Source organism: Hymenobacter baengnokdamensis, from assembly GCF_008728635.1.
Lineage (GTDB): Bacteria > Bacteroidota > Bacteroidia > Cytophagales > Hymenobacteraceae > Hymenobacter > Hymenobacter baengnokdamensis.
Window position 1 is genome coordinate 2,498,591 of sequence record NZ_CP044285.1, and the last position, 14,291, is coordinate 2,512,881.

General features: G+C 61.0%; 10 protein-coding genes. 5 read left to right on the plus strand and 5 right to left on the minus strand.

Annotated elements, in window-relative coordinates; translation table 11 throughout:
• The first annotated feature begins 17 nt into the window (after positions 1-17).
• On the plus strand, positions 18-362 hold the full coding sequence (locus F6X24_RS10630) for a translation initiation factor (protein WP_151087975.1): 345 nt from the start codon (positions 18-20) through the stop codon (positions 360-362).
• 36 nt (positions 363-398) lie between these two features.
• Here F6X24_RS10630 and F6X24_RS10635 read toward each other — a convergent pair whose 3' ends face one another.
• Both F6X24_RS10635 and F6X24_RS10640 read right to left on the minus strand, forming a co-directional pair.
• On the minus strand, positions 399-3,074 hold the full coding sequence (locus F6X24_RS10635; RefSeq protein WP_151087976.1) for a GIN domain-containing protein: 2,676 nt from the start codon (positions 3,072-3,074) through the stop codon (positions 399-401).
• Between the two features lie 71 nt (positions 3,075-3,145).
• Complete coding sequence (locus F6X24_RS10640) at positions 3,146-3,484, minus strand: PadR family transcriptional regulator (protein WP_151087977.1); 339 nt, start codon at positions 3,482-3,484, stop codon at positions 3,146-3,148.
• Positions 3,485-3,778: 294 nt separating this feature from the next.
• Between F6X24_RS10640 and F6X24_RS10645 the strand changes: the two genes are divergently transcribed.
• The 4 genes from F6X24_RS10645 to F6X24_RS10660 all read left to right on the plus strand — a co-directional run bounded on the left by F6X24_RS10645 (position 3,779) and on the right by F6X24_RS10660 (position 11,522).
• The gene (locus F6X24_RS10645; RefSeq protein ID WP_151087978.1) at positions 3,779-4,915 is read left to right on the plus strand and encodes a putative type IX sorting system protein PorV2; all 1,137 of its coding nucleotides are present in this window, start codon (positions 3,779-3,781) and stop codon (positions 4,913-4,915) included.
• Positions 4,916-4,941: 26 nt separating this feature from the next.
• Entirely contained in the window at positions 4,942-8,313 is a 3,372-nt protein-coding gene (porU2, locus tag F6X24_RS10650; protein WP_151087979.1) for a putative type IX secretion system sortase PorU2, read from the plus strand.
• Entirely contained in the window at positions 8,217-10,148 is a 1,932-nt protein-coding gene (locus F6X24_RS10655) for an interleukin-like EMT inducer domain-containing protein (protein WP_191906289.1), read from the plus strand. Before porU2 ends, F6X24_RS10655 begins: the two co-directional genes overlap by 97 nt.
• A gap of 96 nt (positions 10,149-10,244) precedes the next feature.
• The gene (locus F6X24_RS10660) at positions 10,245-11,522 is read left to right on the plus strand and encodes an acyltransferase family protein (RefSeq protein ID WP_151087981.1); all 1,278 of its coding nucleotides are present in this window, start codon (positions 10,245-10,247) and stop codon (positions 11,520-11,522) included.
• Here F6X24_RS10660 and F6X24_RS10665 read toward each other — a convergent pair.
• The 3 genes from F6X24_RS10665 to F6X24_RS10675 all read right to left on the minus strand — a co-directional run bounded on the left by F6X24_RS10665 (position 11,519) and on the right by F6X24_RS10675 (position 14,256).
• Positions 11,519-12,016: a dihydrofolate reductase gene (locus F6X24_RS10665; protein WP_151087982.1), complete on the minus strand. Its 498-nt coding sequence runs from the start codon at positions 12,014-12,016 to the stop codon at positions 11,519-11,521. The genes F6X24_RS10660 and F6X24_RS10665 overlap by 4 nt on opposite strands.
• 63 nt (positions 12,017-12,079) lie before the next feature.
• A complete protein-coding gene (fmt, locus tag F6X24_RS10670) occupies positions 12,080-13,015 on the minus strand; it encodes a methionyl-tRNA formyltransferase (protein ID WP_151087983.1) in 936 nt (311 codons plus the stop codon).
• A 20-nt stretch (positions 13,016-13,035) separates the two neighbouring features.
• Entirely contained in the window at positions 13,036-14,256 is a 1,221-nt protein-coding gene (locus tag F6X24_RS10675) for an exo-beta-N-acetylmuramidase NamZ family protein (protein ID WP_151087984.1), read from the minus strand.
• Positions 14,257-14,291: the final 35 nt, after the last annotated feature.

Below are 14,291 nucleotides of genomic sequence, written 5' to 3' on the forward strand. Positions count from 1 at the left end.
TCCCGACCTTTGCCTACATGAAAAAAGACCAGTCGCGCCGCCAGGGAGTGGTATATTCCACCAATCCCGACTTCTCTTACCAATCTGACGAGCCGGCCGAGGCTAGCACGCTGCCGCCCCAGCAGCAGCAATTGCGCGTGCAGCTTGATAAAAAGCAGCGTGGGGGCAAGCAGGTAACACTCGTCACGGGTTTTGCGGGGCGCGAGGAAGATTTGCAGACGTTAGGCAAGCTGCTCAAAACCAAGTGTGGCGTGGGGGGCAGCGCCAAAGAAGGGGAAATCGTCATTCAGGGTGATTTTCGCGCCAAAGTGCTGGAAATTCTACAGAAGGAAGGTTATAAGGCCAAGCAGATAGGCGGATGAAATAAGTAATGGGTAATAAATATTACCCATTACTCACTAGTCCCGCACTTCTTCGAGCGAGCTACTACCGCTGAGGTCTTTTTCGATGCGGCTGGGCCGGCCAGCGTAGCGCACGCTGCTGCTGCCGCTGAGGTCTACTTTTAGCTCGTCGGTGGCTTTAATTCTGGCATGCGACATGCCGGCCAGTTCCACGTTGGCGCGGGTGGTTTGCAGCGTCAGCGCCTCAATCTGGCACACGCCCGAGCCATCGATGCGCAGCTCGTCGGCCCGGCCGCTCAGGTCGGCCGAGCAGGCCCCCGACAGGTCCAGCTCGAGGCGGGGCACAGTTACGTTGAGCCGGCTGGTGGAGGCGCCGCTGGCTTCGAGGTGCAGGCTGTTGTCATGAAAGCCGCTGATATCTGACTGGCACGCCCCGCTCAGATTGAGGCGCTCCAGGCGTGGCATCGTGACGGTAACAAGCATAGGATGACTGCTGAAGCTAAAGCCCGAAAGCAGGGAGCTCTCGCCGCGCTGGCGCACCACCAGGCGGTCGCCGTTAGTATCGAGGCGCAGCTTGTCGAGGTCTTCGATGCGGCCGGCGGCTTCTACTTTATAGCTGTCGCCCTGGCGCACTACCAGGCGCAGGGCGCCGTATACTTCTACTTCCGTAAAATTACCGGGGCTGTTCATGGTCTTGCGGCCACTGCCGTAAGAGGCGGGCTCGGTGCTGAATTTGGCTGCCTCCGTGTGGATGTGCACCGTCGGGTTGTCGCCGTCGGTGTTCACGCGCACCTGCATCTTGCTGCCGTTTACGCCCAGGTTCACCACTTCATCGTTGTCGCTGTCCTGGCTGTCGCCATTGTCGTCGTCATTGTTGTCGGCCGAGGCCGGGCAGTCGAGGCAGGCAAACTTGCCCTCGCGGGTAAAGCGGGCGCGGTAGGCACGGTCGCGGCTCGGGCGGTGGCCGCTGGTAAAGTCATTATCATCAAGGTGTTCGATAAAGAGCGGCGTGAGGCGGTAGATTTTGTCCAGGGGCAGGTGCAGGGTCAGGGTCAGCTTCTGGTCGCGGAAGGGAGCGCTGCTTTTCAGCGTAGTGCCCTGGTCGAAAAGGATGGTCGAATCGCGCTGGCTGATGTTGTAATTAATCGTCTGCTGAGCCGTGAGGCGGGCGGCTTCCTCAGTGCGGCCCCGGGCGCGGAATTCTTCTTCTACGAAAGGTGCCACACCGCTGTCGGCCGGGGCTAGGTTCAGGTTAACCCATTGAAAATGGTCTTCCACGTTGCGCGAATCCAGCACGATGCCGGGGCCAGCGATGGGTTGTAGGCGCACGGTAGTGGTATAAGTGTCCTTGGCCTGAAAATCGCGGGCCACCTGCAAGCCGGCGGCCGTCGAGCCTACCACGCCCAGCAGCCACAGGCCCAGCAATACTCCACTCGCCGAGCGGCCCAATATTGGCCGGCGCAGCAGCAAGCGCAGCCCCAGCAGCAGCAGCCCCAGGCCCGGGATGCCCAGCAGCAGCCCCCCGGCTATCGCGCCCCAGGGCGGCAGGTTGCGCACCAGCGCCCCAAAGCTGTCATCAAACATAAAGCCGTTGCTGGTGTGCTCCACGGCCGTAAAGGGAATAATGCTCAGGGAAGCGCCCAGCACCATGAGTACACTGAACAGCCAGCTGCCACCCCAAAAAATCAGCAGCAACCCCACCGCCCAGCGAATGAGTGTGCCCAAGAAGCTCACGGCCGGCCGGGCACCCCGGGCCGCCGTTTCGAGGTAAGTGCCCAGCGGGCGGTTGGGGGTTGGGGGAACCTCGCCATCAAAAGCATTGGAGCGCAGGTTATTATCAATGCCCGAGAGCGTGACGGCGTCGCCGCGCATCTGCATCTTCTCCGATACGGTGCGGGCTTCGGGCACCACGGCCCAGAGTATTAAGTAGATGATAAACGTCGAGCCGCCCAGAAACAAGCCAATCAGAAAGAGTACCCGCACCAGCACCACGTCGGTCTGGAAATACGCGGCCAGTCCGGCCGATACCCCGCCGACCTTGCCGTTGTCGACATCGCGGAAGAGCTTGCGGCCGGTGAGCTTGCCGCCAAAATCCAGCGTATCAATTGGTTCGGGGGCATCGTCGCGCTTGGGCAGGGCTATCCACAGCACTACGTAGGCGATGAGGGCCAGGCCGCCAAAGTCGAAGCGGTGGCGAAATATGCCGGTGCCGGGAATGTGGTCATAAACCCCGAAAACGTTGGGCAGCAGCACCAAAGCCAGGAAAATGAGGCGCACCAGCAGTGGGTTCACCCGGAAGTACTGGGCCAGCCCGGCGCACACGCCCGCAATCTTACGGTGGGCCAGGTCGCGGTAGAGGCGGCGCGGCTCGGTATCGGCCGGGGTAGGAGTGGGGCCACCGGCAAAAGCGCGGCCGGCACCAGTGCCGGCGGCGGCCGGCTCGGCATAAGCTTCCTCATCCTCGTCGGCCGACGACTGGAAGTCGCTCACCCGGCCCATCTTGGCGGTCATTTCCTCCACGTCTTGCAGGGTGATAACCTGCTTATTAACCGAGAGGCGCGCCGAAAACAGCTCGGCAATGCGGCCCTCAATGTCGGCCACGATTTCTTCGTGGCCCTGGTAGCTGGCGAAGTGCGCCTTCACCTCCTGAAGGTAGCGGCTAAGCACTTCGAAGCCATCATCTTCAATATGAAAGATGATACCCTGCAAGTTGATGCTGATGTTCTTTTTCATGGGAAGGGCCGCAGGCGCGAAGCGCGGCAGGTTGAATTCGGAGAAAGAAAGGGTAGCTGAAAAAGCAGGGGTTAGGTAGTGCGACGGGGCTGGCGGATAATGCCCACCGAGAGGGCCATCTCTTCCCACGTCTGGCGCAGCTCCTCCAGAAACTGGCGGCCGGCCTCCGTAAGCGTGTAGTATTTGCGGGGCGGGCCGGAGGTTGACTCCTTCCAGACGTAGTCGAGCAGCGCGGCATTCTTGAGGCGCGTGAGCAGTGGGTAGAGGGTGCCCTCTACCACTATCATGCGGGCCTGGGTCAGCTCCTCCAGCATGTCGCTGGCGTAGGCCTCCCCGCGGCCAATAATCTCCAAGATGCAGAATTCGAGGATGCCTTTGCGCATCTGCACCTGGGTGTTCTCTAGTTTCATGGGCGGTATGGGCTAGTAGTAGGTGAGGAACTGTACAAATGTACGGCAGGTACTTTGTATTGCATAATACTTGGTGTAAAAAATTTTGTTCCTTTTTGCGAAAAAAAATATCTCTGATAAGCAAGAGAGTATTAGATTTTTGCTATTTAGTTGCCTGGTAGCTTAGGGTTACTGAGATAACTTCTCGAAAATCAGCCATCTGAGCGGGAGTTCCTTAGCCAGAGGTGGTCACTACGCACTATCCGGCAGTAACTTGCGTTGCCGCACCGACTATTTATCGGGTTTTATTTTTCTATGCTCCAACTTTTCGCCAATTGCCGCCCGTGGGTGGCTCTACTAGGGCTGAGTGTATGGCTGGGCCTGGCTGCCGCGCCGGCTATGGCCCAAACCAGCGCCCCCAAGTACAGCGACGAATTCCTTAACCTGGGCGCCGGTGCCCGCTCGCTGGGCATGGGCAAAGTGCAGGTGAGCCTGGCTACCGATGCCACTGCCGGCTACTGGAACCCCGCCGGCCTTACCGCTGTCACGGCCAGGTACGACGGCGTGCTGATGCACTCGGAGCTGTTTTCGGGGGTGGTAAAAAACGACTACGCGGCCTTTGCTATGCCGCTCGACGATAAAAGCGCCATTGGGGTAACCCTGCTGCGCTCGGGCGTCGATAACATCGCCGATACCCGGGCGCTCATCAACGAGTACGGGTATATTCAATACGACAAGATTACGTATTTCTCGGTGGCCGACTACGCGCTCCTGCTTTCCTACGCCCGCAAGCTGGGGCCCGAAGGCCTGAGCGTGGGCGGCAGCGGCAAACTCATCTACCGCAACGTGGGCAGCTTTGCCAATGCCTACGGCTTTGGGGTAGATGTGGGCTTGCAGTACAACCACAAGGGCTGGCGCCTGGGCCTGATGGCCCGCGATATCACCACTACCTTCAACGCCTGGAGCATTGATGCCGATAAGTTTAAGGCCAATGCGATACCAGGTGAGGCTATTCCGACCAACAGCACCGAGCTAACGCTGCCGCGCCTGGTGCTGGGGGCGGGCCGGCAGTTTAAGCTGCCGGCCCAGTTTACGGCCCTGGTGGCTGCCGACCTCGAAGCCACTACCGATGGCCAGCGCAACACGCTTATTTCGGCCAAGCCCGTGAGCGTTGACCCACGCGTGGGGGTTGAGGTAGGCTACCGCAGCCTGGTATTTCTGCGGGGTGGGGCCGGCAACTATCAGAAAATCCAGAACTTTGACTTGCAGCAGCAGTGGAAGGGCCAGTACAGCCTGGGTGCGGGCGTCGCCATCAATGGCTTGCGCGTAGACCTGGCTTTGTCGCGCCTGGCTGTCGAAAACCAGGGCTCTACCTCCCAAACCAACTCGCTTATCGTGAGCTTGGGCTACGGCCTGGGCAGCCGGGCCACGGGCATGCCGATGATAAATTAAGAGTATTATATAAAATATAATATATTATGAAAAAAAGATACTCAGCTGCCGGGCAGCACATGCTTCGGGCCCTGCGCGTTTGCCTGCTGCTGTTGGCCGTGCTGGGCGGGCAGGCGGCGCAGGCGCAGTCGGGCCGCTACGGCAACGAGTGGATAGTGCAGGGCCAGGCTTACTACAAGTTTAAGGTATGGCGCAACGGGCTTTATCGCCTCGACTACGCTTACCTGAGCAAGCTCAGCGGCCTGGGCGGCGTGGCCCCCACGCAGCTCCAGCTGTGGCGGCGGGGCAAGGAGGTAGCGGTTTACCAGGGTGGCAATTCGGCTACGCTGGATAATACCACGTACCTGGAATTTTATGGCCAGCGCAACGACGGGCGGCTGGACAGTGCCTTATATAAGAAACCCAGCGACCAGGCCCATCCATTCTATAGCTTCTTTACCGATACGGCTACCTATTTTCTGACCTGGAGCAATGCCCGCCTGGGCAAGCGCATGGCTCAGCCGGTGGTAGCGGGTGGCACGCCGCATGCTTGGCGCATTCAGGCGGTGCGCACCGTGTATTATGACAGCTACATGGAGGCCCCCGATACCGATTATAATACCTGCCTGCCGTGGCTGGAAAGGGGAGAAGGCTTTTTTGGGTCCTACGGCAATACCACGGCTAAAAACGACAGCCTGCTGCGAGCGGTAGTAACCGACCCGGCCTCGCCGCTGCCCACTGCCGAAGTGCTGGTAGCGGGGGCCAGCGTGCCCAGCCACGCCAATGGCTACCATACTACCAGCCTGGGCGTGCTGCAACCGGGTACGACTACTGTGCGGCCCCTATCAATACTGAGTTACCCGAATTTCAGCGCTGCCCGGGCGCGCTATACGCTGCAGCGCAGTGACATCAGCAGCGCGGGAATTGTTCAGGTAAACGGCAGCGTGCTTAATCAGGGTACGGGGCCGGTGTACGATGCCTTTCGCTACGGCTACCTGCGCCTGACGGCCCCGCAGGAAAACCGCTGGTTTAGCGACCGCCGCAGCCTGTGGTTTCAAAACGATTCACTTTTGGGAGGGCCGGCTACCTATGAGATTGATAATATTCCGGCCACGGTAAACGGCTACGATATTCAGGACCCCTGGAACGTGCAGCGCATTGCGCCCACTGCCGCCCAAACGCTGGGCAGCACGGCCCGCCGCTTTGTGTTTCCGAACGCTACGGCGGCGAGCACGCGCCAGCTGCTGCTGGCCGACGGGGCGCAGCCGCTGGTGCCGCCTGCCCCGCAGCCGGTACACTTTCGCACTATAAATCCGGCCAAACCCAATTTCATCATTATCACCCACCCCAAGCTGATGAAGGCGGCGGGCAGCGAGCCTAATGCGGCGCGGGCCTATGCCAACTACCGGGCCTCGGCCGCGGGCGGCGGCTACGATACGCTGATGGTGACGGCCCCGCTGCTCTACGACCAGTTTCACTACGGCGAGCGCTCACTTATGGGCCTGCGTCACTTTGCCCTCTGGCTGGCGGCCAACAGCCCCACCCGGACGCAGTACCTGCTGCTGCTGGGCAAGGCGCTGGCACCAGACACGCGCGCCGATAACCCCGGCGACCCCATTCCGACCACCACGCTGGGGGCATCAACGTACAGCACTACGCGCATACTGGGTGATTTGGGCCAGGACCTAGTGCCGACCTCATCGCGCGCGTCTTCCGATAACATTTTATCCAGCGACTGGCAGCACGACAACTACGTGCCGCGCCTGCCTACCGGGCGCGTAGCGGCCACCACTCCGCAGGATGTGATGGCGTATCTGAATAAGCTGAAAGAGCACGAGGCCCTGGGGCCCGAGGACTGGCGCAAGAATGTCGTGCATCTGGTAGGCGGCGCGAATGCGAGCGACTTTGCCGAGTTTGCCGGATACCTTAATATCTATAAGCAGCAGATTCAGCGGCCCCTGTTTGGCGGCACGGTTACTACCTACCAGAAATCTGGTATTCTACCTACCAGTATTAATATATCGGACCAGGTAAATAACGGCCTGTCGCTTATCTCGTACTTCGGGCACGGCTCCATCAACTCGGTTGACCTCAACATCGGCAACATCAACGACCCGGTCAGCAACTACCACAATGCCGGCCGCTACCCGGTAATGATGTACGATGGCTGTGAGGTGGGGCAGTGCTTTGTAGTGGCCAGCACCTTTGGCAACGACTGGATGCTGGCCCCCAGCAAAGGAGCCGTGGGCCTGCTCTCGCAAACCGACTTGTCATTTGCCTACCTGCTGCACCCGGCGCAGCAGAAGCTGCACGAGCTGCTCTTTAATAATCCCACCTGGTTTGGGCGGCCCGTCGCCGAAGTGCGGGCGGAAGTCGTGCGTCAGCTGCAAAATTTAACCCCCTTTTTGCATAACCCCGCCGGTGCCGTCGACCTGCTGGCCACGCTCTGGCAGGGCGACCCGGCCCTGCGCCTCTACGCGCCCGTCGCGCCCGATTTTATTGCCAATGGCGTTACCATCTCGCCCAACCCGGTGGCCGCCACGGCCAGCAGCTTCCAGCTGATAGTTTCGGTGAGTAACCCTGGTCGCATCACCTTCGACCCTATCGAGATACGCGTTACCCGCACCTACTCGGCTCAGAATGGCCGCAAGCCCGATACTTTCTTTGCAACCGTGCGCCAGGCCTGGCAGCGCGATACCACCTATACCATTACTATTCCCAACTCGGGCAATGTATTTGGCGACAACAAGTTTTTGGTTGAGCTCGATTACCAGAATAAGGTGGCTGAGCTTAACGAAAACAACAACTCGGCTTCGCTTATCTATACCTTTCTGGAGGGCGGCGTAACCCTGCTGACGCCCACCGAGTTTGCCATTGTGCCAACTACCACCCCCCGCCTGGTTGCCCAAAGCAACGACCTGGCGGGTACCACGCGGGGCTACGACTTTCAGGTCGACTCGGTAGCTACCTTCGATAGCAAGGGCCTGAGAAGCAAGCTGAATGTGCAGGCCGCCGTAGTAGCCAGCTGGACGCCCACCGGGGCTGATGAGCTGAAGCCCGCGGCCGGCCGCGATTCGGTGGTGTGGTATTGGCGCGCGCGCTTTACTACGCCTGGCCCTCAGGAAGATGGCAATTGGAAAGTCAGCTCGTTCCGGGTGATAACCAAGGCCGTGGCCGATGGCTGGTCGCAGAGCCACAACGGACAGTTTAACCGCGACCAGCTGCAGGGCGTAGCCGTTGCGACACCTGGCAACCAGTGGACTTTTCCCACGCAGCAGCAGCAGCTAACGCTGCGTACGGTGGGCGGGGGGCCGTATCGGGCGTGCCCACCTTCAATATCAAGAGTGGCTACGGTATCATCACCGACCCGCTGCAGCCTCCGGGCATTGATTGTGCCATCCAATCACCCAACCTGGTAATAGCCGTGCTCGACGAGCATTCGCTGCAGCGCCTCAACATTACCCAGGGTGGGCCTTACCTGACCTGCGGGCTGCCAACTCAACCCTTCTATCATTTTGCAGGGACTAGCGATACGCTCGACAACCTTAACAACAGCGTGGTCCGCCAGAATCAGCTTAAAACCTTCCTGAGCAATGTGCCCGATGGTGCCTACGTGGCTATTATCAGCATCAACCGGCTGCGGTATGCCAGCCTGCTGCCCATCCTGGGCAGCTCGTTTAGCACCCTGCTCGGCAGCAAGCTGATAACCCAGCTCAAAAATGGCGACCCCTGGGCCCTGGTAGCCCAAAAGCGGGCCAGCGGCGGCCGGCTAATTCAGGAGGCGGGCCCCGACCGCACTCAGCCGCTGCCGGCTTACAGCCAAGGCGTGGAGTTTACGACGCAGCTTACCACGCCTGGCCAGGCGGGGACAATTACGAGCACGCTCATTGGCCCGGCCCAGCAGTGGCAAACGCTGTTTAACGTGATAAAGCCGGTAACGCCGACGGCCCACTACACCTTGCAGCTGGTGGGCATTGATGCCAACAACAAAGCCACGGTGCTCAATGCCAACGTGAAGACGAAGAACCTGGACCTAACGGGCTACTCGGCTACCACGTATCCGTATATGCAGCTGCAGCTATCGCTGCGCGATTCGGTAAACCGGGTGCCGCCGCAGCTCAGGCAGTGGCTTATTACCTATAAAGGGGTGCCCGAAGGGGTTGTACGCCGCGACCTGGTGGCCGCTATCAAGTACGACTCTACCACCCTGCGCAACCAGGCCGCTACGGGCAAGCTCAACTTCCCCGTGAGGTTCGACAACGTGTCGTCGGATGCGTTTGCCAATCCGCTCCAGCTCCAGGTGGAGCTTCTGAATGCGACCACCGGCCTGCCCGTGGCCAGTACCAAAAAGCTCATTCCGTTTCCGCATGTACCGGCCCCTTACGACACGGCTACGGTGAATGTGACGATGGACGTAACCGGCGTGTTCGGCCACCTTATTCCGCATATATTCGTCAATCCTCAGCTGCAGCCGGAGCTCTATTACTTTAATAATGAGCTGCGACTGAATGCCTTTACGGTGCGCGATAACAGCGTGCCGCCCACCCTCGATGTCGCCTTTGATGGCCGTCATATTCTGGATGGCGAGCTGGTATCGTCGCGCCCGGTCATCGATATTCAGCTGAAGGATGCCGATAAGCTGCGGCTCATCAAGGATGCCTCGGCCTTTACGCTGTTTTTGCAGAAGGACGGCCAAACTGCCGTGCCAGTCGATGTGAATGGGGCTTCGGTGCAGTTCAGCGTCGATGTCTCGTCGGGCAGCCTGGCTAAGCTGGAGTACCGGCCCGGCCTGAGCAAGCCCCTCGACGATGGCCTGTACACGCTGCGGGTGCAAGGGCGCAACGCCTCGAACTCGGCCGCCGGCACCCAGGATTACCAGGTAAGGTTTCAGGTAATAGGTGCCTCCATGATTTCCAACGTGTTTCCGTACCCGAACCCGGTCACGAGCAAGGCGAAATTTGTGTTTACGCTGACCGGAAATGAGCTCCCCCGCAACATGAAAATCCAGATTATGACCCTCACGGGCCGCGTGGTGCGCGAGATTTTTATGAGTGAGCTGGGCGCGCTGCACATCGGCAATAACGTAACCGACTATGCCTGGGACGGCACCGACCAGTACGGCGACCGCCTGGCCAACGGCACCTACCTCTACCGGGTGTCTATCGACGACCCTACCGGCGAGTATAAGAAGTTCAGCACGGCCGGCGACCAGGCCTTCAAAAACGACTGGGGCAAGCTCGTGCTGCTGCGCTAAAACCGCAAAAGGCTGACTGCCGACTCGCCCCGGCAATAAAACCCCTTTCCTTTGTAGGAAAGGGGTTTTTTACTACAATAAACCGAAATAGCCTATATGCCTGCTAGCCAGTGGCGTGTTTCTGAAAAAAGTATTTCCCCGGTGCCGGGGCGGCTTGAGTTTCTGGATGGCCTGCGTGGGTTCGCGGCGCTGGTCGTTATCGCTCACCACTATTCGGCCGCTTTTTACCCCACCAGCATGACGGGTATGGCCAACACGGCGCACCTGCCGGGCAGGTGGGAAACCTGGTTTGCCGGCTCTCCGGTGCATGTGCTGCTCAACTTTCGGGTGTGCTTCTTCTTTGTGCTAAGCGGACTGGTGCTGGCGGCTTCGACAGCCCACGCGCCGCGGGGGTGGCGCACCTTGCTGGCGCAGCTGGTGCGGCGCTACGTGCGCCTGGGTCTTCCGGTAGCTGTCAGCGTGGCAATGGGCTATGCGCTGTTGCGGGTGCATGGCTTCTACAATGAGCAGGCCGCCGCCGCTACCGGGGCGGCCTGGTTTGGCTCGTTCTGGCACGTGGTGCCGGCGCTGGCCCAGTGGGTGCGCGACATGCTGTTTGGAGTAATGGTGCAGGGGGAGGCCCTCTATAACCCCGTGCTGTGGACAATGATGGTGGAGTGGTTTGGCTCGCTGCTGGTGCTGGGTCTGCTGGCTTTTGCCGGTGGGCTTTCGTGGCGGCTGGCCCTGTATGCTGCGCTGGCGCTGGGCATTACCCTGAGCCGACTCGACTTTTACTACGTGGGCTTTCTGCTGGGGCTGGGGCTTTTCGATATTTACCGGCAGGGGTGGGTGGCCCGCTTGGCTGCCCGGACGCGCCGAAGGCTGATTGTGGGCTTACTGCTGGTGGCTTTTTTTACTACCAGCCACCCCCAGGTGTACTACGCCGCGCCCATGCACGCAGCCTATGTGTGGCTGGCGCTACCTGGTGTGGGGGCGGGCCGCACGGTCGATATCTACCACACGCTTGGCGCCGCAGCGCTGCTGGCGGCCGTGCTGCTCTCGGGCCGGCTGCGCCAGCTCACGATGGCACCCTGGCTGCGCCGGGTAGGCCGGCGGGCCTTTGCCCTGTATCTGACCCATTTTCTGGTGCTTGGGACAGTTTCGGCGTGGTTGTTCTTGTGGCTGCGCGGGTTTTTTTCCTATCATGCCAGCTTCGGGCTGATGCTGGTATCGTCGGGGCTGGTGCTGGCTGGCAGTGCCGAGCTTTTTTACCGGTGGGTCGACAGGCCCAGCCACGCGGCAGCCCGCTGGCTTGGGCGCTGGGTAGGAGCCAAGCTGGCTTCTGCCGCCGCGCCCACTGCCGTTCCCGCGCCGGCGAGCCGGATAAAGTATTAGCGGCGGCGTAGCGTCACGAAGCTGTAAGCCACGGCGTGCTTATCGTCGGGGGCATGGCGCTCCCGGGTTTCCTCACGCCACTCGGTGGGAGAGAGCGGCGCGAAAAAGGCATCACCATCGGGAATGGAGGTATGGACCTCGGTAAGGTGTACGACATCGGCCGCGGGCAGGGCCTGGCGATAGATTTCGCCTCCGCCAATCACGCACACTTCTTCGCCGCCGGGCTGGGCAGCGGCCAGCGCCAGTGCCTCGGGCAGCGAGTGGGCCAGCAGCACGCCGGCCGGGGCCGGCCAGGCCGACTGGCTCGTTACTACAATATTGGTGCGGCCCGGCAGCGCCCGCCCAATGCTTTCGAAGGTACGGCGGCCCAGCACGATGGGATGGCCCATGGTCAGGGCCTTGAAGTGCCGGAGGTCGTCGGGCAATTGCCAGGGTAACTGGCCCTGCCGGCCGATTACGCCGTTTTCGGCGGCGGCTACGATGAGCGAAACCATAAGAATTACGAATACTGAATAACGAGTAAGCGTCTCGGGCATGGCCCCGACGCGATGCCCTGCTTACGCACCAAACTCCAGCCTGGTGCCGCGCAGAAATTCTTCCACGCCCAGGCGCTTTTTGCCTTCGAGCTGCACTTCGAGCAGGCTGAGCCAGCCGCTGGATGTGGCTACGCCGAGGTAGTGGCGGCCATCCGTTGTCCAGGTTCCGGCCGGCGCTGACGGGCCAGATATAGCCGTGGCACGATATACTTTCAGGCCTCGGTTGTCGGGTAGGGTCGTATAAGCGGCCGGCACGGGAGCTAGGCCGCGCACCTGGTTTACCAGCTCAGCGGCAGGGCGGGTAAAATCCAGCCGACCCGTTTCCTTGGTAAGCTTGGGGGCAGGGCGCAGGTCGGGCGTGTGCGGCTGGGGCGTGCTGGGTGCCCGGCCTGCGGCGATGGCGGCCACGGTGCGGCCGGCCAGCGCCGCCCCAGCTACCTTCAGCTTGTCGTACAGAGTGCCAAAGTCGTCGGATGGGTCAATAACGACCTTATCCTGCAGGATAAGGTCGCCGGTATCAATCTCATGGCGCAGAAAAAAGCTGCTGACGCCCGTTTCCTCGTCGCCGTGCATCAGGGCCCAGTTGATGGGTGCCGCGCCCCGGTATTGCGGCAGCAGCGAAGCATGAATGTTGACCGAGCCCAGCCGGGGCATGCTCCACACTGCTTCGGGCAGCATTCGGAAGGCTACGACCACTTGCAGGTCGGCCGCGTAACGCTTGAGCTCGGCCTGAAAAGTGGGGTATTTCAGGTTGGTAGGCTGCAGCACCGGCAAGCCGTGCGCCAGCGCCGCCTGCTTTACCGCCGATGCCTGCAGCTGCCGCCCGCGCCCCGCCGGCCGGTCGGGCCCCGTGATGACGGCCACCACCTGCGCCTCGGGCAGGGTGAGCAGGGTTTCGAGGGTGGGCACGGCAAAATCGGGCGTACCCATAAAAACGATGCGCAAGGGAGTAGGCATTTAGTATATAGTAAAAAAAATTATTTATCGGGGTAAAGCAGGTACTTGCTGCGCAGCTGCTTAAACTGCCCCAGCTGCGGCTCCCAGCTGGCCCGGATGCTGGCCTCCGGGCGCCCGGCTATCACCTGCGCCCGCAACGAGTCGGTGCCGGCCAGCTGCTCAAAGTATTTGGTAAAAAAATGCGCCTTATCGGTGCTCTGCCGGTAGAAGTCGAGCAGGTAGCGCACCGTAAAAAACTGGGCCGGCTCGTGCGCGGCCGGCTGGTGCAGGTCGAGGCCGTAGCAAAGCTGGCCATTGAGCGGCGGGGTGGGCGAGCCCGCATTGGGGCGGGGCGTAAACTGATACGGGCGCGTAGCCGGCTGCGTAGGCGCCCCCATAACCTCGAAAGGCCGGTCGGTGCCCCGCCCTACGCTCACGTTGGTGCCTTCCAGCAGGCACACGCTGGGGTACAGGGCCACCGCCCGCGCAGTGGGTAGGTTGGGAGAGGGGGGCACGGGCAGCGCGTAGGGCGTGGCGTGGGTATAGCCGCCCGCCACGGGCACCACCTGCAGGCGGCACTGCCGGCCGCCAGCCAGCCATTTTTCGCCGTTCAGCATGCGCGCCAGCTCACCCACCGTGAGGCCGTGGCAGATGGGTAGCGGGTCGAGCCCCACAAAAGAGCGGTACTTGGGCACCAGCACCGGGCCATCAACTACCCGGCCGTTGGGGTTAGGCCGGTCGAGGACAATAACGGTTTTGTCTTGCTCGGCGGCGGCTTCCATCACGTAGTGCAAGGTGCTGATAAACGTGTAGAACCGCGTACCAACATCCTGAATATCAAAAATAAGCACGTCTACATCGGCCAGCATCTCGGGAGTTGGCTTCTTGGTTTTGCCGTACACCGAGCGCACCGGCACGCCCGTGCGGGCATCGCGCCCGTCGGTGATGGTGGCCCCGTCGGCGGCTTCTCCCCGAAAGCCGTGCTCGGGCGCAAAAATGGCGGTCAGGTTAACGTGCAGGGCCTTGAGCGTATCAACCAGGTAAGTAGCGCCAATGCGCGAGGTTTGGTTAACTACCAGTCCTACCCGCTTGCCCTGCAGGGCCGGTAGGTATTGGCTTAGCTGGGCAGCCCCCATGAGCAGGGGGCGGGCCTGCTTTGCGCCCGGTGTTGGTGGCCTGTGCCCGCCGTGGTCTACGGCCGGGCCCGCGCCGGGCCCGCAGCCTGCTGCCAGGCCGGCCGCTACTAAAATCCACTTTATCATAGCCCAAAAGTACCTTGCTGCGTAAGAAGCGCGCT

Coding starts and splice junctions, on each gene's coding strand:
- F6X24_RS10630 (WP_151087975.1), top strand. CDS start 18: ATGAAAAAAGACCAGTCGCGCCGCCAGGGAGTGGTATATTCCACCAAT.
- F6X24_RS10635 (WP_151087976.1), bottom strand. CDS start 3,074: ATGAAAAAGAACATCAGCATCAACTTGCAGGGTATCATCTTTCATATT.
- F6X24_RS10640 (WP_151087977.1), bottom strand. CDS start 3,484: ATGAAACTAGAGAACACCCAGGTGCAGATGCGCAAAGGCATCCTCGAA.
- F6X24_RS10645 (WP_151087978.1), top strand. CDS start 3,779: ATGCTCCAACTTTTCGCCAATTGCCGCCCGTGGGTGGCTCTACTAGGG.
- porU2 (WP_151087979.1), top strand. CDS start 4,942: ATGAAAAAAAGATACTCAGCTGCCGGGCAGCACATGCTTCGGGCCCTG.
- F6X24_RS10660 (WP_151087981.1), top strand. CDS start 10,245: ATGCCTGCTAGCCAGTGGCGTGTTTCTGAAAAAAGTATTTCCCCGGTG.
- F6X24_RS10665 (WP_151087982.1), bottom strand. CDS start 12,016: ATGGTTTCGCTCATCGTAGCCGCCGCCGAAAACGGCGTAATCGGCCGG.
- fmt (WP_151087983.1), bottom strand. CDS start 13,015: ATGCCTACTCCCTTGCGCATCGTTTTTATGGGTACGCCCGATTTTGCC.
- F6X24_RS10675 (WP_151087984.1), bottom strand. CDS start 14,256: ATGATAAAGTGGATTTTAGTAGCGGCCGGCCTGGCAGCAGGCTGCGGG.